General features: G+C 67.0%; 25 protein-coding genes. 22 read left to right on the forward strand and 3 right to left on the reverse strand.

What is annotated here, in order from left to right; all coding sequences use genetic code 11:
- The first annotated feature begins 84 nt into the window (after positions 1–84).
- The 4 genes from J2P76_RS08550 (at position 85) to msrQ (ending at position 3,468) form a co-directional block, all read left to right on the forward strand.
- A complete protein-coding gene (locus J2P76_RS08550) occupies positions 85–1,053 on the forward strand; it encodes an RluA family pseudouridine synthase (protein WP_207406273.1) in 969 nt (322 codons plus the stop codon).
- Positions 1,054–1,055: 2 nt separating this feature from the next.
- Positions 1,056–1,712, forward strand: a complete 657-nt coding sequence (locus J2P76_RS08555; RefSeq protein ID WP_207406275.1) for an HAD family hydrolase — start codon at positions 1,056–1,058, stop codon at positions 1,710–1,712.
- Positions 1,713–1,814: 102 nt separating this feature from the next.
- Entirely contained in the window at positions 1,815–2,780 is a 966-nt protein-coding gene (gene msrP, locus J2P76_RS08560) for a protein-methionine-sulfoxide reductase catalytic subunit MsrP (RefSeq protein ID WP_207406284.1), read from the forward strand.
- A 16-nt stretch (positions 2,781–2,796) separates the two neighbouring features.
- Positions 2,797–3,468 carry a protein-methionine-sulfoxide reductase heme-binding subunit MsrQ gene (gene msrQ, locus J2P76_RS08565; RefSeq protein ID WP_207406286.1) on the forward strand — a complete coding sequence of 224 codons (672 nt, stop codon included), beginning with the start codon at positions 2,797–2,799 and terminating at the stop codon, positions 3,466–3,468.
- Positions 3,469–3,473: 5 nt separating this feature from the next.
- On the opposite strand, the gene J2P76_RS08570 is transcribed toward msrQ, so the two are convergent.
- Genes J2P76_RS08570 through J2P76_RS08580 form a run of 3 tightly spaced genes read right to left on the reverse strand, consistent with a single transcriptional unit; the run spans position 3,474 to position 5,628 of the window.
- On the reverse strand, positions 3,474–4,319 hold the full coding sequence (locus tag J2P76_RS08570; RefSeq protein ID WP_207406288.1) for an N-acetylmuramoyl-L-alanine amidase: 846 nt from the start codon (positions 4,317–4,319) through the stop codon (positions 3,474–3,476).
- Positions 4,316–5,032, reverse strand: a complete 717-nt coding sequence (locus J2P76_RS08575) for an SAM-dependent methyltransferase (RefSeq protein WP_207406290.1) — start codon at positions 5,030–5,032, stop codon at positions 4,316–4,318. The genes J2P76_RS08570 and J2P76_RS08575 overlap by 4 nt, the downstream gene beginning before the upstream one ends.
- Positions 5,029–5,628 carry a Maf family nucleotide pyrophosphatase gene (locus J2P76_RS08580; RefSeq protein ID WP_207406292.1) on the reverse strand — a complete coding sequence of 200 codons (600 nt, stop codon included), beginning with the start codon at positions 5,626–5,628 and terminating at the stop codon, positions 5,029–5,031. Before J2P76_RS08580 ends, J2P76_RS08575 begins: the two co-directional genes overlap by 4 nt.
- Before the next feature lie 65 nt (positions 5,629–5,693).
- Between J2P76_RS08580 and J2P76_RS08585 the strand changes: the two genes are divergently transcribed.
- From J2P76_RS08585 to recO, 18 genes are all read left to right on the forward strand, one after another.
- Positions 5,694–6,305 (forward strand): YceD family protein, encoded by a 612-nt coding sequence (locus tag J2P76_RS08585; protein ID WP_207406294.1) that lies wholly within the window; start codon positions 5,694–5,696, stop codon positions 6,303–6,305.
- Positions 6,306–6,356: 51 nt separating this feature from the next.
- Positions 6,357–6,539, forward strand: coding sequence for a 50S ribosomal protein L32 (gene rpmF / locus J2P76_RS08590; RefSeq protein ID WP_207406296.1), 183 nt, complete (start codon positions 6,357–6,359; stop codon positions 6,537–6,539).
- A 50-nt stretch (positions 6,540–6,589) separates the two neighbouring features.
- The gene (gene plsX, locus J2P76_RS08595) at positions 6,590–7,654 is read left to right on the forward strand and encodes a phosphate acyltransferase PlsX (RefSeq protein ID WP_207406298.1); all 1,065 of its coding nucleotides are present in this window, start codon (positions 6,590–6,592) and stop codon (positions 7,652–7,654) included.
- The gene (locus J2P76_RS08600) at positions 7,654–8,640 is read left to right on the forward strand and encodes a beta-ketoacyl-ACP synthase III (RefSeq protein ID WP_207406300.1); all 987 of its coding nucleotides are present in this window, start codon (positions 7,654–7,656) and stop codon (positions 8,638–8,640) included. The genes plsX and J2P76_RS08600 overlap by 1 nt, the downstream gene beginning before the upstream one ends.
- A 77-nt stretch (positions 8,641–8,717) precedes the next feature.
- Complete coding sequence (gene fabD, locus J2P76_RS08605; protein WP_207406302.1) at positions 8,718–9,653, forward strand: ACP S-malonyltransferase; 936 nt, start codon at positions 8,718–8,720, stop codon at positions 9,651–9,653.
- A 46-nt stretch (positions 9,654–9,699) separates the two neighbouring features.
- The gene (gene fabG, locus J2P76_RS08610) at positions 9,700–10,455 is read left to right on the forward strand and encodes a 3-oxoacyl-ACP reductase FabG (RefSeq protein WP_207406304.1); all 756 of its coding nucleotides are present in this window, start codon (positions 9,700–9,702) and stop codon (positions 10,453–10,455) included.
- Positions 10,456–10,580: 125 nt separating this feature from the next.
- Positions 10,581–10,820, forward strand: coding sequence for an acyl carrier protein (gene acpP, locus J2P76_RS08615; protein WP_003813816.1), 240 nt, complete (start codon positions 10,581–10,583; stop codon positions 10,818–10,820).
- A gap of 183 nt (positions 10,821–11,003) precedes the next feature.
- Positions 11,004–12,233 (forward strand): beta-ketoacyl-ACP synthase II, encoded by a 1,230-nt coding sequence (fabF, locus tag J2P76_RS08620; RefSeq protein WP_207406319.1) that lies wholly within the window; start codon positions 11,004–11,006, stop codon positions 12,231–12,233.
- A 1-nt stretch (position 12,234) separates the two neighbouring features.
- A complete protein-coding gene (locus J2P76_RS08625; RefSeq protein WP_207406321.1) occupies positions 12,235–12,732 on the forward strand; it encodes a hypothetical protein in 498 nt (165 codons plus the stop codon).
- Positions 12,729–13,328, forward strand: a complete 600-nt coding sequence (gene rpoE, locus J2P76_RS08630) for an RNA polymerase sigma factor RpoE (protein WP_207406323.1) — start codon at positions 12,729–12,731, stop codon at positions 13,326–13,328. The genes J2P76_RS08625 and rpoE overlap by 4 nt, the downstream gene beginning before the upstream one ends.
- 12 nt (positions 13,329–13,340) lie before the next feature.
- The gene (locus J2P76_RS08635) at positions 13,341–13,841 is read left to right on the forward strand and encodes a sigma-E factor negative regulatory protein (protein ID WP_207406325.1); all 501 of its coding nucleotides are present in this window, start codon (positions 13,341–13,343) and stop codon (positions 13,839–13,841) included.
- Positions 13,841–14,896, forward strand: a complete 1,056-nt coding sequence (locus J2P76_RS08640; RefSeq protein ID WP_207409154.1) for a MucB/RseB C-terminal domain-containing protein — start codon at positions 13,841–13,843, stop codon at positions 14,894–14,896. Before J2P76_RS08635 ends, J2P76_RS08640 begins: the two co-directional genes overlap by 1 nt.
- A 47-nt stretch (positions 14,897–14,943) precedes the next feature.
- Positions 14,944–16,416, forward strand: coding sequence for a DegQ family serine endoprotease (locus J2P76_RS08645; protein WP_207406327.1), 1,473 nt, complete (start codon positions 14,944–14,946; stop codon positions 16,414–16,416).
- A gap of 355 nt (positions 16,417–16,771) precedes the next feature.
- Positions 16,772–18,565: a translation elongation factor 4 gene (gene lepA, locus J2P76_RS08650; RefSeq protein WP_207406329.1), complete on the forward strand. Its 1,794-nt coding sequence runs from the start codon at positions 16,772–16,774 to the stop codon at positions 18,563–18,565.
- A 19-nt stretch (positions 18,566–18,584) separates the two neighbouring features.
- The gene (gene lepB, locus J2P76_RS08655; protein ID WP_207406331.1) at positions 18,585–19,469 is read left to right on the forward strand and encodes a signal peptidase I; all 885 of its coding nucleotides are present in this window, start codon (positions 18,585–18,587) and stop codon (positions 19,467–19,469) included.
- A gap of 1 nt (position 19,470) precedes the next feature.
- Positions 19,471–20,229 carry a ribonuclease III gene (rnc, locus tag J2P76_RS08660; RefSeq protein WP_207406333.1) on the forward strand — a complete coding sequence of 253 codons (759 nt, stop codon included), beginning with the start codon at positions 19,471–19,473 and terminating at the stop codon, positions 20,227–20,229.
- On the forward strand, positions 20,226–21,116 hold the full coding sequence (gene era / locus J2P76_RS08665; protein WP_207406340.1) for a GTPase Era: 891 nt from the start codon (positions 20,226–20,228) through the stop codon (positions 21,114–21,116). The genes rnc and era overlap by 4 nt, the downstream gene beginning before the upstream one ends.
- The gene (gene recO / locus J2P76_RS08670; RefSeq protein ID WP_207406342.1) at positions 21,109–21,696 is read left to right on the forward strand and encodes a DNA repair protein RecO; all 588 of its coding nucleotides are present in this window, start codon (positions 21,109–21,111) and stop codon (positions 21,694–21,696) included. The genes era and recO overlap by 8 nt, the downstream gene beginning before the upstream one ends.
- Positions 21,697–21,703 lie beyond the last annotated feature (7 nt).

The following is a 21,703-nucleotide window of genomic DNA, read 5'->3' on the forward strand; positions in this document are numbered from 1 at the left end:
GCCCGCGCGCTCGACGGAGACGCGTACATGTTGCATCTCTACGCCAGGCGGCTTTGTTCAGCCCCTTAAGGCTGTCCCGATTATATGTCGCTTTCCGCAATGCGCAAAGAAACCGCGTTTTTCTCCCATTCCGCCCCCTCGGTCCGCCTGGTCGAGGTCGGGGCCGAGCACGACGGCCAGCGCATCGACAATTTCCTGGTGCGGCTGTGCAAGGGCGTGCCCAAAAGCCATATCTACAAGGCCATCCGGGGCGGCGAGGTGCGGGTAAACAAGGGACGCATCCAGGCCGACTACCGGGTGGCGGCCGGCGACGTGGTGCGCGTGCCCCCGCTGCGCCTGCCGGCGCCGGGCGAGGCCCGGCCCGTGCCCGGCGCCGAGTTCCCGGTGGTGTACGAAGACGATGTCCTGCTGGTGGTGGACAAGCCCGCCGGCGTGGCCGTGCACGGCGGCAGCGGGGTGTCGTTCGGGGTCATCGAACAATTGCGCGCCGCCCGCCCGCAGGCGCGCTTTCTTGAACTGGCGCACCGCCTCGACCGTGAAACCTCGGGCCTGCTGATGATCGCCAAGAAGCGCAATGCGCTGCTGGCGCTGCACGCCATGCTGCGCGAAGGCAAGGGCGACAAGCACTACTTGGCCCTGGTCGAGGGCGACTGGGTCAACGACCGCCAGCATATCCGCCTGGCTCTCACCAAATGGACCACCCAGTCGGGCGAGCGCCGCGTGCGCCCCGATCCGGACGGCCAGGCGGCGCACACCATTGTCACCCTGAAGCAACGCCTGGGCGGTTACAGTCTGGTCGATGCCGAACTGCGCACCGGGCGCACCCATCAAATCCGGGTGCATCTGGCGGCCAGCGGCTTCCCCATCGTGGGCGACGATAAATACGGGACGGATGAAACGCGCGCCTGCTTCGCGCGCCAGGGGTTCAATCGCATGTTCCTGCATGCGCACCAGTTGACCCTGCCGCACCCGCTTACCCAAGAACCCCTGCGGCTGACGGCGGAATTGCCGGCGGCCTGCCGCAACCTGCTGCTGCAGTTGGAGAGCCTGTAGACATGTCTTATTCGCTGGTGGTGTTCGATTGGGACGGAACCCTGATGGATTCCACGAACGGCATCGTGGCCGCCATCCAGGGGGCCTGCCGCGACCTGGACCTGCCCGTCCCGTCGGTCTCGGCCGCCAGCTGGGTGATCGGCCTGTCGCTCGAAAGCGCGCTGCGCCGGGCCGTGCCCGAGCTGACCCAGGCCATGGTGCCGCGCTTTCTCGAGCGCTATCGCACCCATTACCTGCTGCGCGACCCCGAACTGCGGCTGTTCGACGGCATCGAAGACCTGCTGGGCGACCTGGCCGGCCGGCAGGTGCGCCTGGCGGTGGCCACCGGCAAGAGCCGGGTCGGCCTGAACCGGGTGCTGGCCGCCACTGGCCTGCGCGACATCTTCCAGGCCACCCGCACGGCCGACGAAACTTTCAGCAAGCCGCATCCGGCCATGCTGCACGAACTCATGCAGGAGCTCGAGGTCGAACCCGAAGGGGTGGTCATGGTGGGCGATACCTCGCACGACCTGCAAATGGCCTGCAATGCCGGCGTGCACGGCCTGGGGGTCGCCTACGGCGCCCACAGTCCCCAGGAACTGCTGGGCTGCCAGCCGCAGGCCGTGGTCGACAGCGTGGCCGCCCTGCGCGAATGGCTGCTGCCACGGGCCGGCGCCTGATTTTGCGCGCGGCAGGGAATATTCCCGCCTGTGGTTCGTCTAAGAGATGCTGCCCTGTGTCGCCAAGTGCCTGACACCTGGCACTAACAGGAGGAAACCGTCATGCCGTCACGCAAGCCGGGCCACGTGCCGCCGCCATCCGAAATCACCCCCGAGGCGGTCTGGCTGTCGCGCCGCGAATGGATCGTCCGCGCCGGCCTGGCCGCCGCCGCGGCGGGCCTGCCGTCCTGGGCCGCCCGCCAGGCATTCGCCCAGGACGCGGCGCCGCTGGCGGGCCGCCCCAGCCCGCAGTTCTCGGTGATGGACAAGCAGACCTCGTTCAAAGACGTCAGCACCTACAACAACTACTACGAGTTCGGCGTCGACAAGGACGAACCGGCCGAATACGCCGGCAAGCTGCAGACCCGGCCCTGGTCGGTGGTCGTCGAAGGCGAGGTGCGCCGTCCGCAGACCTTCGACATCGATGCTCTGCTCAAGCTGGCTCCCATGGAAGACCGCGTCTACCGGCTGCGCTGTGTGGAAGGCTGGTCGATGGTGATCCCCTGGGTGGGCTATCCCCTGTCGGCGCTGCTCAAGCAGGTCGAGCCCACCGGCAACGCCAAGTACGTCGAGTTCACCACTGTTCTGCAGCGCGAAAACATGCCGGGCGTGCGCTATCCGGTGCTGGATTGGCCCTACGTCGAAGGCCTGCGGCTGGACGAGGCCATGCATCCGCTGGCGCTGCTGGTGTTCGGCCTGTATGGCAAGGTGCTGCCCAACCAGAACGGCGCGCCGCTGCGCCTGGCCGTGCCCTGGAAATACGGCTTCAAGTCGGCCAAGTCGCTGGTGCGCATCCGGCTGGTCGAGCGCCAGCCCACCAGTTCATGGATGCAGGCCGCCGCCAACGAATACGGCTTCTACGCCAATGTGAATCCCGATGTGCCGCATCCGCGCTGGAGCCAGGCCACCGAACGGCGCATCGGCGAGGACGGCCTGTTCACTCCCAAGCGCAAGACCCTGATGTTCAACGGCTATGCCGACCAGGTGGCATCCCTGTACCAGGGCATGGACCTGAAGGCCAATTACTGAGCCGCCGGGCCGCCGCATGCAGGGATCTTCCTCCGCCACGCCGCCATCCGCCGCGCGCCGTCCGCAATGGTCGGCCGCGGCCGTGGGGCGGTTCAAGCCGCTGCTGTTCATCGCCGGCCTGTTGCCATTCGCGCGCTGGATCTGGCTGGGCTTCACCGATGGCCTGACCGCCAATCCGGTGGAATTCCTGACGCGTTCGTCGGGCACCTGGACGCTGGTGTGCCTGTTGGCCACCCTGTCGATCACGCCGCTGCGCCGCATGCTGGGCCAGCCCGCGCTGGTGCGCCTGCGCCGGCCCTGCGGGCTGTTCGCCTTTTTCTATGGCTGCCTGCATTTCATGGCGTGGGTCTGGTGGGACCGCGGCTTCGATCCGGCCTCGATGCTGCAGGACATCGGCGAACGGCCGTTCATCACCGTGGGTTTCGCGGCGTTCGTGTGCATGGCTGCGCTGGCGGTCACATCCACGCAATGGGCCATGCGCAAAATGGGGCGCCGCTGGCAGGCGCTGCATCGCGCCGTGTACCTGATCGGCATCCTGGCCATCGTGCACTTGTGGTGGCACAAGGCGGGCAAGCACGATTTCCAGCAGCCTCTGGCCTACGGGGCCGTGCTGGCGGCGCTGCTGGGCTGGCGCGTGGCGGCGATGCTGCGCGCGCGCGCCGCGGCGAGGGCGCCGCGCCAGCTGTAGCCTGGTCAGTTGCGCTTGGCGCCGTGCCCCGGGCCCGCCGACAGGGCCATCATGATGGCCGCGGTTTCCGCGTCGGGCTGGCCGTCGTAGTTGGCCGGCCGGTAGTGCATCTGGAAGGCCGCGATCACATTGCGCGTGGCGCGGTCCAGCTTGCCGTGCTGCGGGCAGGCGTAGCCCAGCCGCGCCAGCTGCCGCTGGAACCAGGCGGCATCCGGCACGCCCTGGCGCTGCAGCGTGACCCAGTTGGCGGCCGCCTGCGCCTCGTCGTACCAGCGTCCGATGCCGGCGTCGGCCAACTGCTTCCAGGGAAACAGCGGGCCGGGATCGGTCTTGCGCTGCGGCGCGATGTCGCTGTGCCCCACGATGTTTTCAGGGTGCACATGGTGCCGCGCGATCAGGTCGCGCAGCAGCAGCACCAGCGCCCGGATCTGCGTATCGGGATACGGTTGCCAGCCCGGCGCGCCATGCGCGTGGTCGGTCCGGCCGGCATTGACCAGTTCTATCCCGATGGACATCGGGTTCAGCCAGGCCTGCTCGTACCATTGGCTTTCGCCGGCATGCCAGGCGCTGCGGGTTTCGTCGACCAGCCGGTAGGTGTGCGGGCGGACATCGTCGGTAATCAGGTAATGGGCGCTGACGCCGCCCTGCGACAGCAGCTTGAGCGAGAGCGGGCCGTCCGTCGAGGTGTAGTGCAGCACGATGTAGCGCACCCGGCTGTCCTGGCTGACCGCGGTGACCGAGTCATCGATGTCGAGCTGGGGCGGCCCGGGCGGGGGGCTTGCGCAGCCGCCCAGCACCAGCGCCGCGGCGGCCAGGGCCGCAAGGTGGCGGAGCCGGCGCAAGGCGGTCATGGGCGCCCGGCCAGGTACAGAAACAGGGTGGGGCGCTTGTCCAGTTCGGGCGCGGGCCGGTTCTTCCAGTCGGCGATGGCAAGGGTGCGCACCCATTCATCGCCGGTGGTCAGCGAACGGGCCACGCACAGGCGCGTATCGCCGCGCAGCGTGGCCAGCAGCGTGGCGAACATGGCGGCATTGCGGTAGGGCGTTTCGATCAGCAGCTGCGTCTGGTGGTGGCGCGCCGAATGCTGTTCCCAGCTGCGCAATTGCCTGGCCCGCTCGGCCGGGTCGACCGGCGCATAGCCATGGAAGGCGAAGCGCTGGCCGTCCAGACCGCTGGCCATCAGGCCCAGCAGGATGGACGACGGCCCTACCCACGGGCGCACGGTGATTCCCAGGCGGTGCGCGGCGGCGACCACGGTAGCGCCGGGATCGGCCACGGCGGGGCAGCCGGCCTCGGACACCAGCCCCAGGTCGTGGCCCTGCTGCACGGGCGCCAGCCACTGCTGGATCTGGGGCGCGTCGGTCTTGGGCGTGAGGGTGTGGATGGTGATTTCCTGCAAGGGGCGCACGGTGCCGATCTGCTTCAGGAAGGCGCGCGCCGTCTTGGCGTTTTCGGCAACGTAGGTGTCCAGGGTGCCTGCCAGGGCGCGCGCATCGGCGGGCAGCCAGCGCTCGGGCGCGGCCTCGCCCAGGCCGACCGGAATCAGGTGCAGTGTGCCGCTCATGCCGCGCTGCCCGCGAGGGGGTCCAGGCCGAACGTGGCCAGCATGCCCGTCAGGGCGATCAGGGGCAGGCCGATGATGGCCGTGGGGTCGTCGCTGCGGATCGATTCCATCAGCGCGATGCCCAGGCTTTCCGCTTTCGCGCTGCCCGCAGTATCGTAGGGTTCTTCGGCGCGCAGATAGGCCGCGATGGCGGCCTCGGACAGGGGGCGGAACCGGCAGTGCGTGACCACGTCGGCCTTTTCGACGCGCTTGCCGTCGGTAACCGCCAGCGCGCTGTGGAATTCCACCGCGCGGCCGGCCAGTTCCCGCAATTGGGCCTGGGCGCGCGGGAAATCGCCCGGTTTGCCGATCGGCCGGCCGTCGACCGTGGCGACCTGGTCGGAGCCGATCACGATGCAGCCCGGATGCCGGCCGGCGATGGCCAGCGCCTTGTCCACGGACAGCCGCAGCGCCAGGTCGGCCGGGGCTTCGCCGGGGGCGGGGGTTTCGTCGATATCGGGGGAAATCGCCTCGAACGGCAGGCGCAGGCGCGCCAGCAATTCGCGCCGGTAGCGCGAGCTCGAGGCCAGGATCAGGCGGTGTGGCAGATGAGGCATACAAAGTTTGACGATGACACGTAAGTCACGGTATTATCTAACGTTTTGCGGGATTTTTGCAGGCTGTGCCCAACCCTAAGCTCGCCCATTCCATCAATGCGGCGGCCGCCGATGCGGCTGTCGTGGATGCGTTCGGGCTTGCTCGCCAGGGCGGCGGCGTCCAGGGTACTGTACCCCTGGTGCGGCTGGCCAGGGCGGTCGAGGGCCTGCCAGAGCAGCCTGCCGGCGAAGCCGGGCTGGTGGCCTGGTCGGTGCGCGGCGAAACCGGAACTGGCGCCGCCAAGACCGGCATCGCCGCCGGCCAGCCGCTCTTGCACTTGCATGTGCGGGCCAATCCGGTACTGGTGTGCCAGCGTTGCAATGCCCCGTTTGTTTATGCGGTAGATTCCCGGACAGTACTGCAGTTGGTCAAGTCTGAAGACGAGCTCGACGACGACCTGTCCCTTGAATCGCAAGACCCGGATCTTGCGGACTCGCTGCCCGAAAAGGTGGTGGGCTCGCATCGTTTCGATCTGTTGGCCCAGGTCGAAGACGAGCTCATCCTGAGCATCCCGTACGTGCCCAGGCATCCCGTATGCCCGGGCGCGCAGGCCGAAGACGGCGACGCCTCCCCGGCGCCCGCCGCCGGGCGTCCGTCGCCTTTCGCGGTGCTCGAACAACTGAAGCGCAAAGATTAGGTCAACATCGGGCCGCATCGCGTACAATGCGGCCCGTTTCTAGGAGTCATCATGGCTGTTCAACAAAACAAGAAGTCCCCGTCCAAGCGTGGCATGCATCGCTCGCACGATTTCCTGGGCAACCCGTCCACCGCGATCGAGCCCACCACCGGCGAAACCCATCTGCGCCATCACATCAGCCCCAACGGCTTCTATCGTGGCCGCAAGATCCTGAAGACCAAGGCCGACGAATAACGCCGCGGCGGACTCGTCTTTCGCATTCACGGCAGCGCTGACCTGCACCCGTGATACGCATCGCCATCGACTGCATGGGCGGCGATTTCGGCCTGCCCGTCACGATTCCGGCCGCGATCGAGTTCGCCCGGCAATTCCCGGATTCCCGGCTGTTGCTGGTCGGCCTGCCCGACGCCATCGAGGCGGCGCTGGCCGAGCACAAGGCCGCCCCGCGCGATCGCCTTGAAATCGTGCCGGCCACCGAGGTCGTCTCCATGGACGATCCGGTCGAGGTCGCCCTGCGTCGCAAAAAAGATTCCTCCATGCGGCTGGCCGCCCAGGCGGTCAAAGACGGCCGCGCCGACGCCTGCATCTCGGCGGGCAATACCGGCGCCTGGATGGCCATCTCGCGCTATGTGCTCAAAACGCTGGACGGCATCGACCGCCCGGCCATCGCCACGTCCATTCCCAACCAGACCGGCCGCGCCACGACCGTGCTCGACCTGGGCGCCAACGTCGATTGCACCGCCGAGCACCTGCTGCAGTTCGCCATCATGGGCACGGCCCTGACCCAGGCGGTCGACCACCGTGACAACCCCACGGTGGGGCTGCTGAACATCGGCGAAGAAGTCATCAAGGGCAACGAAGTCGTCAAAGAGGCCGCCGAGCTGCTGCGCCGCAGCCCGCTGAACTTCCGCGGCAACGTCGAAGGCAACGACATCTTCAAGGGCACGGTCGACGTGGTGGTCTGCGACGGCTTCGTCGGCAACGTGGTGCTCAAGTCGGTCGAAGGCCTGGCGAAAATGCTGTCCAGCGTGATCCGTGAAGAATTCAAGCGCAACCTGGTCACGCTGCTGGCCGGCGCCATCGCCAAGCCGGTGCTCAACCGCCTGCGCAATCGCGTCGACAACCGCCGCTACAACGGCGCGGCCCTGCTGGGCCTGCGCGGCGTGGTAATAAAAAGCCACGGCTCGGCCGACGTCTACGCCTACGGCTTCGCCCTGCAGCGCGCACGCGAGGCCGTGGTGAGTAAACTGCAAGAACGCACTGCCCAGGCCGTGGCGCTGATCACCCAGCGCGTCCAACTGGGCGAGGCCGCTGCCGGCGAGCCCGAGGCGGCCGGGGATACCGTTTGATGGGTACCGCAATGACATATGCCGTGATCGCCGGCTCGGGCAGCTTCCTGCCCGAGCGGGTCGTGTCCAACGACGAACTGGCCGCCGAGCTGGCCACCCGCAATATCTCCACGTCCGACGAATGGATCGTCGAACGCACCGGCATCCGCCAGCGCCACCTGGCCGAACGCGGCGTCACCACCAGCACCCTGGCCACCGAAGCGGCCCGGCGCGCGCTGGCCGACGCCGGCGTGCAGGCCTCCGAGGTCGACCTGATCATCGTGGCCACGTCCACGCCCGATTACGTCTTTCCCAGCACGGCCTGCCTGGTGCAGGCCAATCTGGGCGCGAAAGGCGGCGCGGCGTTCGACGTGCAGGCCGTCTGCAGCGGCTTCGTCTATGCGCTCAGCACGGCCGATGCGTTCGTGCGGGCCGGCCGGGCGCGCTGCGCGCTGGTCATCGGCGCCGAAGTCTTCTCGCGCATCCTCGACTGGAACGACCGCGGCACCTGTGTGCTGTTCGGCGACGGCGCCGGCGCGGTGGTGCTCAAGGCGGCAAGCCAGCCGGGCATCCTGGCGGCCCAATTGCATGCCGATGGCTCGCAGACCAAGATCCTGTGCGCGGCCGGCAATGTGGCCTATGGCGACGTCACCGGCGACCCGTTCCTGCGCATGGACGGCCAGGCAGTGTTCAAGCAGGCGGTCACGGTGCTCGACCGTTCCGCGCGCGATGTCTGCGCCGAGGCGGGCGTCGACGTCGCCGAGCTCGATTGGTTGGTGCCGCATCAGGCAAACGTCCGCATCCTGAATTTCCTGGCGCGCAAGCTGCACGTGCCGACTGAAAAAGTCGTGATCACCGTCGATTCGCATGCCAATACCTCGGCGGCCAGCGTGCCGCTGGCCCTGGATGCGGCCCGCCGCGACGGCCGGGTCAAGCCGGGCCACCTGGTGCTGATGCAGGGCGTGGGCGGCGGTTTCACCTGGGGCTCGGTCCTGGCGCGCATGTAACGCCGGTCGCGGCCCCTGGGGGCCCGGGCCCGTTGTCGGGTATCCTCACCGATTCTGAAATCAGTCGATACATCATCATGAAAATCGCGTTTGTCTTTCCTGGTCAGGGTTCGCAGTCGGTCGGCATGCTCGATGCCTGGGCTGGCAATGCGGCCGTGGCCGATGTCGTGGCTCGCGCGGGCCAGGCGCTGGGCCAGGACCTCGGCGCCCTGATCGCGCAAGGGCCGGCCGATCAGCTCAACCTCACCACCAATACGCAGCCGGCGATGCTGACGGCCGGCATGGCGGTGTTCGCCGCCTGGCGCGCCGCCGGCGGCGCGATGCCGGCCGTGATGGCCGGGCACAGCCTGGGCGAATATGCCGCCCTGACCGCCGCCGGCGCGCTCGGCCTCGAAGACGCGGTGCGCCTGGTGCGCGTGCGGGCCGACGCCATGCAGGCGGCAGTGCCGGTCGGCGCAGGCGGCATGGCCGCCGTGCTGGGCCTGGACGATGACGCCGTGCGCGCCGCCTGCGCGCAGGCCGCCCAGGGCGAAGTGGTCGAAGCCGTGAATTTCAACGCGCCCGCGCAGGTGGTCATCGCCGGGCACAAGGCCGCCGTCGAGCGCGCCTGCGAAGCCGCCAAGGCGGCCGGCGCCAAGCGCGCCCTGGTGCTGCCCGTGTCGGCGCCGTTTCATTCCAGCCTGCTGCGGCCCGCCGCCGACGTGCTGGCCGGCGCGCTGGCGCAGGCCGCGGTCGCCGCGCCGCAAGTGCCGGTCATCAACAACGTCGACGTGGCCTCGCCCGCCGACCCGGCCGCCATCCGCGATGCCCTGGTACGCCAGGCCTGGCATCCCGTGCGCTGGGTCGAAACGCTGCGGGCCATGAAGGCGCAGGGCGTCACCCATGTGGTCGAATGCGGCCCCGGCAAAGTGCTGGCCGGCTTGACCAAGCGCATCGACAGCGAACTTACCGGCCTTTCGATCACCGATCCGGCTTCTCTCGAAGCCGCGCTGGCTGCCCTCGGCCAGAACTGACACGACATGTCCCGCCCCTCGGGGCGGGCGTCACCACGGAACTGACATGGACAAACAATCGGCAGAACTGCAAGGCAAAGTAGCCCTGGTAACCGGCGCCACGCGCGGCATCGGCAAGGCCATCGCCCACGAACTCGCGGTGCGCGGCGCCGTGGTGGTGGGCACCGCCACCAGCGAATCGGGCGCGCAGGCCATCAACGAGGCGCTGGCCCCGCTGGGCGGCCGCGGCGTGGTGCTCGATGTTACCGACGCCCAGGCCTGCGATGCCCTGATCGACGCGCTGGGCAAAGAAACCGGCGGCGGGCCGCACATCCTGGTCAACAATGCCGGCATCACGCGCGACAACCTTGCCATGCGCATGAAAGACGACGACTGGTCGGCCGTCATCGACACCAACCTGGCGGCGGTCTTCCGCCTGTCGCGCGCGGTTTTGCGCGGCATGATGAAGGCCCGCTGGGGTCGCATCATCAACGTGACCTCGGTCGTGGGCGCCAGCGGCAACGCCGGGCAGGCCAACTACGCGGCCGCCAAGGCCGGCGTGGCCGGCATGTCGCGCGCGCTGGCGCGCGAGCTGGGCAGCCGCAACATCACGGTCAATTGCGTGGCGCCGGGCTTCATCGATACCGACATGACCCGCGCGCTGGGCGAATCCCAGACCGCCGCGCTGCTGCAGCAGATTCCGCTGGGGCGCCTGGGTTCGCCCGTTGACATCGCGCAGGCGGTGGCCTTTTTATCTGGCCCCCAGGCGGGTTACATTACTGGAACCACCCTGCACGTCAACGGCGGGATGTACATGCAATAAGGCCGCCCCAGAGCGGCCGTTATGGGGCACGCCGGGGTCTTACAGTCATTTTTGTCACGGCCAGGCGTTTGCATTCCTCTGCGCTTGGCTATAATTCGCGGGATTTTTCCCAATTGGAGATCTGCATGGAAAGCATCGAACAGCGCGTCAAGAAGATCGTCGCTGAACAACTTGGCGTCAACGAAGCCGAGATCAAGAACGAATCCTCCTTCCTTGACGACCTCGGTGCCGATTCGCTCGACATGGTTGAACTGGTCATGGCGCTCGAAGACGAATTCGAGACCGAGATCCCCGACGAAGAGGCCGAAAAGATCACCACCGTGCAGCAAGCGATTGATTACATCAATTCGCACGGTAAGCAGTAAGCTAAGCCTGTATTCTCCCGGACGCCACGCCGCCTTGCGGGCGCGGCCGGGAACGGGGGCGGTTTCAGGAGCGCCGTGCGGTCCGTGCGCGGAAGCATCATCATGATGTTTCCGCGGCCGGGCGGGCCGCATGGGCGGCGCATCCGAAAACCGCCTTTCTTTTGTCTGTTTTAGGAGTCCTCCGTGAAGCGACGAGTCGTCATCACCGGCCTGGGTATCGTATCGCCCGTGGGCAACGACATCTCCAGCGCCTGGGACAATATCGTCAACGGACGTTCCGGCATTGGCCGCATCACCCGTTTCGACCCCTCGGCCATCACCACGCACATCGCGGGCGAGGTCAAGGATTTCGACGTCACCCAGTACCTGCCCGCCAAAGAAGCGCGCCAGATGGATACTTTCATCCATTACGGCATGGCAGCCGGCATCCAGGCCTGGCAGGACAGCGGCATCGAGGTCACCGAGGCCAATGCCGAGCGCATCGGCGTCATCGTCGGCTCGGGCATCGGCGGCCTGCCCCGCATCGAAGAAACCCAGACCGAGCTGCTGGCCAAGGGCCCGCGGCGCATTTCTCCCTTCTTCGTGCCGGGTTCGCTGATCAACCTGATCTCGGGCCAGTTGTCCATCCGCTTCGGCATGAAGGGCCCCAGTTACGCCGTCGTGTCGGCCTGCACCACCGGCCTGCACTGCATCGGCGACGCCGCCCGCCTGATCGAATACGGCGATGCCGACATCATGCTGGCCGGCGGCGCGGAATCCACAGTGTCGCCGCTGGGCATCGGCGGTTTTGCCGCCATGCGGGCGCTGTCCACGCGCAACGACGACCCCACCACCGCATCGCGCCCCTGGGACCGCGACCGCGACGGCTTCGTGCTGGGCGAGGGCGCGGGCGTGCTGGTGCTTGAAGAATACGAACACGCCAAGAAGCGCGGCGCGCGCATCTACGGCGAATTCGTGGGCTACGGCATGAGCTCCGACGCGCACCACATCACCGCGCCCGACAAAGACGGCCCGCGCCGCGGTGTGCTGAATGCCCTGCGCAACGGCGGCATCAATGCCGACGAGGTCGACTACGTCAACGCGCACGGCACGTCCACGCCGCTGGGCGACAAGAACGAGTCCGACGCCCTGAAACTGGCGTTCGGCGATCACGCCAGGAAGCTGGTGGTCAATTCCACCAAGTCCATGACCGGCCACCTGCTGGGCGCTGCCGGCGGCATCGAGGCGGTGTTCACCACCCTGGCCCTGTACAACCAGAAGTCGCCGCCCACGATCAACATCTTCAACCAGGATCCCGAATGCGACCTGGACTACTGCGCCAACGAGGCCCGGGACATGAAGATCGACGTGGCGATTTCCAATTCCTTCGGTTTTGGCGGCACCAACGGCTCCATGGCCGTTCGCCGGATCTGATTTGGACGACCGCCGGGATCTCGGCCGCCGGACGCTCTGCGTGCCGGTGCGCCGCCCGAGCCACCTGACGCTGTTGGGCCGTGCGGCCGTTGCAGGCGGCGCCGCCTGCGTGGCCGCCGCGGCGTGGTGGCAGGCCGGGCCGCAAGGCCTGGCCGTCCTGGCCGGCACGGCGGGGGCCCTCGCGGGCTTGCGGCGCGCGCTGGGCCGCCGGCGGCCGGCGGGCCGCGGTCCGGTCCGGGCGATCCGGGCGGTAGCCGGCAGCCGCCGCTGGCAGGTCCGTGTGGAAAGCCGCTGGCACCCGGCCACCCTGCGCGATGCCCGGCGCGGCGCCTGCTGGCTTGATTTGCGCTTGCAGCCCGATCCCGCCGCAGGGCGGGCGGTTACAAATTACCGGGTCGCCGTGTGGCGGCCCAGTGTGTCCCCGGCCCGCTGGCGCCGGCTCTGCCTGCTGGCAGGGGCGGCGCAGCGCCTGGACACGCCAGCCCCGAGGCCCGCATGAGCGAGCGCGACATCGACGCCGAACTGGTCGCCCGCGTGCAGCGCGGCGACAAAAAGGCTTTCGACCTGCTGGTGCTCAAGTACCAGCGCAAGATCCTGCGCCTGCTGGGGCGCATGATCCGCGATCCGGCCGAAATCGAGGACGTCGCCCAGGAGGCCTTCATCAAGGCCTACCGGGCGCTGCCGCAGTTCCGGGGCGAAAGCGCCTTTTACACCTGGCTGTACCGTATTGCGGTCAACACGGCCCGCAACTGGCTGGCCTCGGCCGGGCGCCGTCCCAGCGCGCCCAATGCAATCGAGACCGAAGACGGTGAAACTTTTAACGAAACAGACAACCTAACCGATATCAGCACGCCGGAATCCATGATGGCCAGCCGCGAGATCGCCGAAACTGTCAACGCGGTCATCGAGGAATTGCCCGAAGAGCTCCGGACCGCTATCGTGCTGCGTGAAATCGAAGGTATGAGTTACGAAGACATCGCCCAGAGCATGGGTTGCCCGATTGGTACCGTGCGTTCGCGCATTTTCCGTGCCCGCGAAGCCATTGCCACCCGGTTGCGCCCCCTGCTGGACACCGATGCCGAGCGTCGTTGGTAAGGAGCGGCAGTCATGCAATCAACAGTCAAATCCTTGGCAGACACCGATATATCCCTGGAAGAATCGGTATCGGCCTGGATGGACGGCGAAGCGTCCGAAGATATTTTTCCCGATCTCGCCACTGTGCAAGGCCGTCGAACCTGGGACACCTACCACCTGATCGGCGACGCGCTGCGCAACGCCGATCTGGCCGTCAGCCCCAGCGCCAGCTTCCATGCGCGCCTCTCGCGGGCGCTGGACGCCGAGCTGCCCATCGTCGCCCCGCAGCGGCGCCGTTCGCCGCTGCGCATGGGCCTGTCCGGCCTGGCCGTGGCCGCGGCCGTGGCCACGGTCGCCTGGGTGGCGCAGCCCTACATCATGGGCGGCTCCAGCCGCCCCGCCGAAACCCGCGTGCTGGCCGATGCCTCGTCCTCTGAAGCGCCGGGGCTGCGCGATTACCTCGAGGCGCACCGCCAGATGGCGGGCCCCAGCGCCGTGCGCCAGGTCTCGTTCGATGCCGGAGCCGGACGTTGATCGCACAGCTGCAGCAGTTCTGTCGACCGGTACTGGGCCGGGCACCCTGGGGCCGCCGGCCCGCGCAAGGGGCCGGATGGGCCCTCACCGCCGTCTTCCTGGTGGCCCTGGCGGCCGCCCACGAGGCCGCCCGGGCCGCCGAGCCCGCCCAGGGCGACGCTTCGATCCAGCTGCTCTACGACATCCAGCAGGCCGCCCGCAAGCAAGACTACGCCGGCGTCTTCCTGTACCAGCAGGGCGAGGTCATCCAGTCGTCGCGCCTGGTGCACGTCATCGATGGCACCGGAGAGCGCGAGCGCCTGGAAATCCTGGACGGCCAGCCGCGCGAATACCTGCGCCACAACGACGAAATCCAGTGCCTCATTCCCGAGCGCAAGACCGTGCTGATGGAACCGCGCCGCGGCGACCGCTTCCCGGGCCTGCTGCTGGGCAATCCCACTGACCTGGCGCAGCACTACAGCATCCGCACCGAAGACAAGCTGCATCGCGTGGCCGACCGCCAGTGCCGCATCATCACCATCGAGCCGCGCGACGGCCTGCGCTATGGCTATCGCCTGTGCGCCGACGTCGACACCAACCTGCTGCTCAAGGCCCAGACGATCGACGTCGACGAGGGCGTGGTCGAACAGGTGTCCTTCACCTCCATCCGCGTGGGGGGCAAGGTCGATTCCTCTGAATTGGCGTCGCGCTGGAGCACACGCGACTGGAAAGTGCTGCAGCCGCGCATCGAGCCCACCGACCTGGCCGCCCAGGGCTGGCGCATTCCCGCGCCCAAGGGTTTCGTGGCCGTGATGCAGGTCAAGCGCTCGATGGGGCACAGCAATGTGAACCAACTGGTGCTTTCCGACGGGCTGGCGGCCATTTCGGTATTCATCGAGCCGTACGACACGGGGCACGGCCATCCCCTGTCGGCGGGGGCGGCGCGCCGTGGCGCCATCAATATCTATGGCACGCGAATTGCCGACTTCTGGCTGACCGCCCTGGGTGAAGTGCCGGCCGCGACGCTCGAGCAATTGGCCACTTCCACCGAATACGTGCCAGTACCCTCTCAATAACAAGAAACCTGCAAAAAAAAGGTTTGGGGAATTTTCGGAGTTCTCTCATGCAAACACTTTCAGTGTCGACTCTTTTTTTCCGGCGCTTTTTCCTGGTCCTGATGGCCAGCGTCATGCTGGCAGGGGCCTATGGGCCCGCGCAAGCCCAGCCTTCCGCACCGCCCACGGTGGTGCTGCCCGATTTCAGCGGCATCATCGCCAAGGCCGACCCGGCCGTGGTCAACATCCGCACCACCGCCACCGTGCCAGTCCGCTCGCCCGGGGGCGGCAACGACCCCTACGAGCTGTTCCGCTGGTTCTTCGGCCCCGATTTCCAGCCGCCCGGCATGCCGCCGCAACCGCAGCAGCCGCAGCCGCGCCAGGCTCCCGAAGAGCGCAAAGTGCCGCGCGGCGTGGGTTCGGGTTTCTTCATCTCCGATGACGGCTACATCCTGACCAACAACCATGTGGTCTCCGACGCCGCCGACATCTACGTCACCCTGACCGACGGGCGCGAGTTCAAGGCCAAGGTCATCGGCACCGACGAACGCACCGACGTGGCCCTGATCAAGATCGACGCCAAGGGCATGGTGGCCCTGCCGATCGGCGATCCCAAGCAGCTCAAGAAAGGGCAGTGGGTGCTGGCCATCGGTTCGCCGTTCGGCCTGGATTCCACCGCCACCTCGGGCATCGTCAGCGCCATCGGCCGCGATACCGGCGAATACCTGCCGTTCATCCAGACCGACGTGGCCGTCAACCCGGGCAACTCGGGCGGCCCTCTGCTCAACCTGAACGGCGAAGTGGTCGGCATCAACTCGCAGATCATTTCCCGCAGCGGCGGCTTCATGGGCATTTCGCTGGCCATTCCCATCGATGAAGCCATGCGCGTGGCCGACCAGCTGCGCGCCAGCGGCAAGGTTACGCGTGGCCGCATCGGGGTGCAGATCAGCGAAGTCGGCAAGGACGTGGCCGAGGCCATCGGCCTGCCCAAGGCCGAAGGTGCGCTGGTCAGCAACGTCGAATCCGACGGCCCGGCCGACGACGCCGGCGTCAAGCCGGGCGACGTGATCACCTCGTTCCATGGCGAATCCATCAAGCGCTGGTCCGACCTGCCGCGCATCGTCGGCGAAACCAAGCCGGGCACCCGCACCGAAATGGAAGTGTGGCGCCGCGGCAAGACGGTGACCCTGTCGGTCAAGGTGGGCGAGCTCACCAACACCGCGGCGGCCTCGTCCGACAAGGCCCCGGCCGAACCCGAGCACGCCGGCAATGCGCTGGGGCTGCGCGTGGTCGACGTGCCGGCCGATGTGCAGCGCAAGCTGGGCATCAAGGGCGGGGTGCAGGTGCGCGCGGCCGACGGCGTGGCCGGCGCGGCCGGCCTGCAGCCGGGCGATATCGTGCTCGCGGTCAACAACACCGACGTGACCGGCGCCGAGCAGTTCAACAAGCTGGTCGACAAGCTGCCCAAGGGCAAGGCGGCCGGCCTGCTGGTGCGCCGCGGCGACCAGACGCAGTGGGTGGCGGTGGAGCCCGGGAAGTAGTCCCACCCCCGAAGCGCTGCGCGCTTTCCACCTCGCGGCTGGCAGGCCGCTCGGATTCGCCAGGCATAGAACAGTCCTCAAGGGCTGTTCTATGTCCGGGCTCATCCCCCTCAAGGGGGGCGACGCTGGCGGCACCTGCGGAGCCTGACACCTGCCAAAACCCCGCCTGGGCGGACACGTGCAGCCCAGGGGAAAACACGGTGAGGCAGGCGGGCGACGTTATGTGGCGCGAACCCGTATAAAATAGCCAGTTGCCGCAAAAGGGGGCGCGATGCGCCCCCTCGTTTTTGGCCTGTCGCCGTGGCGCCGCTCGCGCCTGTGTCCGCGCGTGTTTTGTCCCTAATAAACCCACCTTATGCAGCATATCCGCAATTTCTCCATCATCGCCCACATCGATCACGGCAAATCGACCTTGGCCGACCGCCTGATCCAGCGTTGCGGCGGGTTGGCGGCGCGCGAAATGTCCGCCCAGGTGCTGGACTCCATGGAAATCGAGCGCGAACGGGGCATCACCATCAAGGCCCAGACCGCCGCGCTGCAATACCTGGCCCAGGACGGCAAGACCTACAACCTGAATCTCATCGACACCCCGGGGCACGTCGACTTCTCGTATGAAGTCAGCCGTTCGCTGTCCGCCTGCGAAGGCGCCCTGCTGGTGGTCGATGCCTCGCAGGGCGTCGAGGCCCAGACGGTGGCCAACTGCTATACCGCCATCGAGCTGGGCGTCGAAGTGCTGCCGGTGCTCAACAAGATGGACCTGCCGCAGGCCGATCCCGACGCCGCGCGCCAGGAAGTCGAAGATGTCATCGGCATCGACGCCTCGCACGCCGTGCTGGCCAGCGCCAAGACGGGCATGGGCATCGACGAGATCCTGGAAACCATCGTGGCCCGCGTGCCCGCGCCCCAGGGCAAGCCCGACGGCGCGCTGCAGGCCCTGATCATCGATTCGTGGTTCGACAACTACGTCGGCGTGGTGATGCTGGTGCGCATCATCAATGGCGTGCTGCGGCCCAAAGACAAGATCCTGCTGATGGCCTCGGGCGCCACCCACCTGTGCGAACAGGTCGGCGTGTTCACGCCCAAGTCGCAGCCGCGCAGCGAGCTGTCGGCGGGCGAGGTCGGCTTCATCATCGCCGGCATCAAAGAACTGGCCAATGCCAAGGTGGGCGACACCATCACCCTGGCCGGCAAGCCGGCCGATGCGCCGCTGCCGGGCTTCAAGGAAGTCAAGCCGCAGGTGTTCGCCGGCCTGTACCCGGTCGAAAGCTCCGAATACGACCAGCTGCGCGATTCGCTCGAAAAGCTCAAGCTCAACGACGCCGCGCTGATGTTCGAGCCCGAGGTTTCGCAGGCCCTGGGCTTCGGATTCCGCTGTGGTTTCCTGGGCCTGCTGCACATGGAAATCGTGCAAGAGCGCCTGGAACGCGAATTCGACATGGACATCATCACCACCGCGCCGTCGGTGGTGTACGAGGTCGAGCAGCGCGACGGCAGCATCGAAACCATCGACAGCCCTGCGCGCATGCCCGAAGTGGGCAAGATCACCGACATCCGCGAGCCCATCGTCAAGGTCACGCTGTTCATGCCTCAGGAATACGTGGGGCCGGTCATGACGCTGTGCAACAACAAGCGCGGCATCCAGATCAACATGAGCTACCACGGGCGCCAGGTGCACCTGACCTACGAGATACCGCTGGCCGAAATCGTGCTCGACTTCTTCGACAAGCTCAAGTCGGTGTCGCGCGGCTATGCCTCGATGGACTACGAATTCCTGGAATACCGTTCGGCCGACGTGGTGAAGGTCGACCTGCTCATCAACGGCGACCGGGTCGATGCGCTGGCCATGATCGTGCACCGGGCCAATGCCCGCTACCGCGCCCGCGACGTGGTCACGCGCATGCGCGGCCTGATCCCGCGCCAGATGTTCGATGTGGCCATCCAGGCCGCCATCGGCGCCGAAGTCATCGCGCGCGAGAACGTCAAGGCGCTGCGCAAGAATGTGCTGGCCAAGTGCTACGGCGGCGACATCACCCGCAAGAAAAAACTGCTTGAAAAGCAGAAGGCCGGCAAGAAACGCATGAAGCAGGTAGGCAGCGTGGAAATTCCGCAGGAAGCATTCCTGGCCATTCTGCAAGTAGAAGACAAGTAGCGATAAAAAGGCGTTTTACATGAGCTGGAACTTTGCACTGATACTTTTCGTGCTGCTGGTGGTAACCGGCATCATCTGGGTGCTCGACGTGGCCATGCTGCGCCGCCGCCGTGCGCAGCTCGCGCAGGCGGCGGCCGACGGCGTCGATACCACGTACGCCTCCGATCCCCAGGAAGCCGCGCGCCTGCGCCAGGAGGCGGCCGCGGCGGCCGGGCGCATCCCGTGGTGGGTGGAATACGCTGTCAGCTTCTTTCCGGTGATTCTGTTCGTGTTCGTGCTGCGCTCTTTCGTGGTCGAGCCGTTCCGCATTCCGTCGGGCTCGATGCTGCCCACCCTGCAGTCGGGCGACCTGATCCTGGTTAACAAGTACAGCTATGGCATCCGCCTGCCCATCGTCGACAAGAAAATCATCGACATCGGCTCACCGCAACGCGGCGACGTGGTGGTGTTCCGCTATCCGGTGGACCCGACCGTCGACTACATCAAGCGCATTGTCGGGCTGCCGGGCGACGAGGTCGCCTACGTCGATAAAAAGCTCTATGTGAACGGCCAATTGGTGCCGCACCAGCGCGACGGCGAGTATTTCGAGCCCGACCGGGTGTCGTACATTGCCCAATATAAAGAGAAATTGGGCGAAGTTAACCACGATATCCTGCTTGATGAAGGCAAATCGCAGATTTACGGGCCCATCTGGAAGTTTCCGGGGCTGAGCAACTGCGAGTACGCCCGTAATGGAGTACGCTGCAAAGTACCCGAAGGCCATTATTTCGCCATGGGCGACAACCGGGACAATAGCGCCGACAGCCGCTACTGGGGGTTCGTCCCTGACGCTAATATCGTCGGGAAGGCATTCTTCATCTGGATGAACTTCAGCGATCTCAGCCGTATCGGCAGCTTTAACTGACATGTCCCTCGCCACGCTGGAAGCCCGCCTGGACCACCGCTTCGGTAACGCCGCCCTGCTCGAGCAGGCGCTGACGCACCGCAGCCACAGCGCTCGCCACAACGAGCGCCTTGAGTTCCTGGGCGATTCCGTGCTGAATTTCGTCGTGGCGGCCATGCTCTTCGAACGCTTTCCCAAACTCGACGAAGGCGACCTGTCGCGCCTGCGGGCCAACCTGGTCAAGCAGGCCTCGCTGGCAGACATCGGCCAGCGGCTCGAGCTGTCGCAGTACCTGCGGCTGGGCGAGGGCGAACTCAAGAGCGGGGGCTTTCGCCGCCCGTCCATCCTGGCCGACGCGGTCGAGGCCATTTTCGGGGCGGCGTTCCTGGATGGCGGCTTCGACACGGCGCGCAAGGTAATCGTGCGGCAATACCAGCCGGTATTGGCCAGCGTCGATCCCAAGACGCTGGGCAAAGATGCCAAGACGCTGCTGCAGGAATTCCTGCAGGGGCGCAAGCTGGCCCTGCCGCTGTACACCGTGGTGGCCACGCACGGCGCGGCCCACAGCCAGCAGTTCGAGGTCGAATGCGCCATTCCGGCGCTCGAGATCAAAGTCGTGGCGCCCGGCGCCAGCCGGCGTGCCGCTGAACAATCGGCCGCCAAGCTGGCGCTCGAGGCCGCGCAGGCGGCCAGCCCCGCGCGCGCCGCGCGCAAGCCGGGCAAGGCCCGCAAGGCCGCGCAATTGTCACTGCCCGTGGCAGTGGCCCAAGAGGTCAAATGAGCGAATCCCCTTTCCGAACCGGCTTCATTGCCGTGGTCGGGCGCCCCAATGTGGGCAAATCCACCCTGACCAACGCCTTGATCGGCTCGAAGATCTCCATCGTTTCGCGCAAGGCGCAGACGACGCGGCACCGCATCCATGGCGTGCTTACCCGCGAACGCGAGCAGTTTGTATTTGTCGACACCCCGGGGTTCCAGACGCGCCACGGCGGCGCCATGAACCGCATGATGAACCGCGTGGTCACCCAGGCCCTGGCCGAGGTCGACGTGGTGGTGCACGTGGTCGAGGCGGGCAAATGGACCGACGGCGATGCCAAGCTGCTGCCCCTGCTGCCCGATGCGAAGCGCACCATTCTGGTGGTCAGCAAGATCGACGCCGTGAAGCGGCGCGACGACCTGTACGCCTTCGTGTCCAGGATCGTGGCGCAGCACCCCTACGATGCCGTGGTGCCGGTCAGCGCCCTGAAGTCGCAGCAGCTCGACCAGTTGCTGGATGAAATTGCCGCGCGCCTGCCCGAAGGCGAGCCGCTGTTCGAGGAAGACACGCTTACCGACCGGCCGATGCGCTTTATTGCCGCCGAGCTGCTGCGCGAGAAAATCTTCCGCCTGGTCGGCGACGAACTGCCCTATGGCTGCACTGTCGTCATCGAGCAATGGGAAGAAACCGACAAGGGCTTGCGCGTGGCGGCCTGCGTGGTGGTCGAGCGCGACAGCCATCGCCCCATTCTGCTGGGAGCCGGCGGCGTGCACATGAAGCGCATCGCCACCGAGGCGCGCCAGGACATCGCCAAACTGGTCGACAAGCCCGTGCATCTCGAGGTGTACATCAAGGTGCGCAAGGGCTGGTCCGACCGCGAAAGCGCGCTGCGCGACCTGGGCTATGAGTAGAAGGGCGCACCGCGTCCAGGACTGTGCCGCCTATATGCTCCACGCCACCGCGTGGCGCGAAACTTCATTGATCGTTCAGAGCTTTTCCCGCGAGCACGGTTGCGTGGCGCTGGTGGCCAAGGGCGCCAAGCGCCCCTATTCGGTGCTGCGGCCCGTGCTGTCGGCGTTCCAGCCCCTGCTGCTGTCCTGGAGCGGCGCCGGCGAAGTCAAGACACTGACCCGGGCCGAAGTGGCCGGCCTGCGGCCGCTGGCCGGCGCGGCCCTGATGTCGGCCTGGTACATGAACGAATTGCTGCTGCGCCTGCTGCCGCGCGAAGACGCGCACCCCGCGCTGTTCGACGCCTACGACACGGCGCTGCAGCAGCTGGCGGGCGGCACCCGGGCCGCCGGGGCGCTGCGCCGCTTCGAGTGGACATTGCTGCGCGAAACCGGCTATGGCATCGACCAGGAAGCGCCGGATTTCGATGACCCGGCCATCGAGCCCGCCTTGCGGCGCGACCTGCGCGAGCGCCTGGCCGCCAACCTGGCGGGACGCCCGCTGGCCACCCGGCGGGTGCTGCTGGACTTGCAGAAACTGTAGCCGGCGC

Origin of the sequence: Bordetella petrii, from assembly GCF_017356245.1 — a bacterium.
Classification (GTDB): Bacteria; Pseudomonadota; Gammaproteobacteria; order Burkholderiales; family Burkholderiaceae_B; genus Bordetella_A; species Bordetella_A petrii_D.

Excerpts from the sequence above, each read along its gene's own strand:
- rnc (WP_207406333.1), top strand. The coding sequence starts at position 19,471 with ATGTCCCTCGCCACGCTGGAAGCCCGCCTGGACCACCGCTTCGGTAAC.
- rpoE (WP_207406323.1), top strand. The coding sequence starts at position 12,729 with ATGAGCGAGCGCGACATCGACGCCGAACTGGTCGCCCGCGTGCAGCGC.
- msrP (WP_207406284.1), top strand. The coding sequence starts at position 1,815 with ATGCCGTCACGCAAGCCGGGCCACGTGCCGCCGCCATCCGAAATCACC.
- J2P76_RS08600 (WP_207406300.1), top strand. The coding sequence starts at position 7,654 with ATGGGTACCGCAATGACATATGCCGTGATCGCCGGCTCGGGCAGCTTC.
- J2P76_RS08570 (WP_207406288.1), bottom strand. The coding sequence starts at position 4,319 with ATGACCGCCTTGCGCCGGCTCCGCCACCTTGCGGCCCTGGCCGCCGCG.
- J2P76_RS08555 (WP_207406275.1), top strand. The coding sequence starts at position 1,056 with ATGTCTTATTCGCTGGTGGTGTTCGATTGGGACGGAACCCTGATGGAT.
- recO (WP_207406342.1), top strand. The coding sequence starts at position 21,109 with ATGAGTAGAAGGGCGCACCGCGTCCAGGACTGTGCCGCCTATATGCTC.
- J2P76_RS08580 (WP_207406292.1), bottom strand. The coding sequence starts at position 5,628 with ATGCCTCATCTGCCACACCGCCTGATCCTGGCCTCGAGCTCGCGCTAC.
- acpP (WP_003813816.1), top strand. The coding sequence starts at position 10,581 with ATGGAAAGCATCGAACAGCGCGTCAAGAAGATCGTCGCTGAACAACTT.
- lepB (WP_207406331.1), top strand. The coding sequence starts at position 18,585 with ATGAGCTGGAACTTTGCACTGATACTTTTCGTGCTGCTGGTGGTAACC.
- lepA (WP_207406329.1), top strand. The coding sequence starts at position 16,772 with ATGCAGCATATCCGCAATTTCTCCATCATCGCCCACATCGATCACGGC.
- fabG (WP_207406304.1), top strand. The coding sequence starts at position 9,700 with ATGGACAAACAATCGGCAGAACTGCAAGGCAAAGTAGCCCTGGTAACC.
- fabD (WP_207406302.1), top strand. The coding sequence starts at position 8,718 with ATGAAAATCGCGTTTGTCTTTCCTGGTCAGGGTTCGCAGTCGGTCGGC.
- msrQ (WP_207406286.1), top strand. The coding sequence starts at position 2,797 with ATGCAGGGATCTTCCTCCGCCACGCCGCCATCCGCCGCGCGCCGTCCG.
- J2P76_RS08575 (WP_207406290.1), bottom strand. The coding sequence starts at position 5,032 with ATGAGCGGCACACTGCACCTGATTCCGGTCGGCCTGGGCGAGGCCGCG.
- J2P76_RS08635 (WP_207406325.1), top strand. The coding sequence starts at position 13,341 with ATGCAATCAACAGTCAAATCCTTGGCAGACACCGATATATCCCTGGAA.
- rpmF (WP_207406296.1), top strand. The coding sequence starts at position 6,357 with ATGGCTGTTCAACAAAACAAGAAGTCCCCGTCCAAGCGTGGCATGCAT.
- era (WP_207406340.1), top strand. The coding sequence starts at position 20,226 with ATGAGCGAATCCCCTTTCCGAACCGGCTTCATTGCCGTGGTCGGGCGC.
- J2P76_RS08645 (WP_207406327.1), top strand. The coding sequence starts at position 14,944 with ATGCAAACACTTTCAGTGTCGACTCTTTTTTTCCGGCGCTTTTTCCTG.
- J2P76_RS08550 (WP_207406273.1), top strand. The coding sequence starts at position 85 with ATGTCGCTTTCCGCAATGCGCAAAGAAACCGCGTTTTTCTCCCATTCC.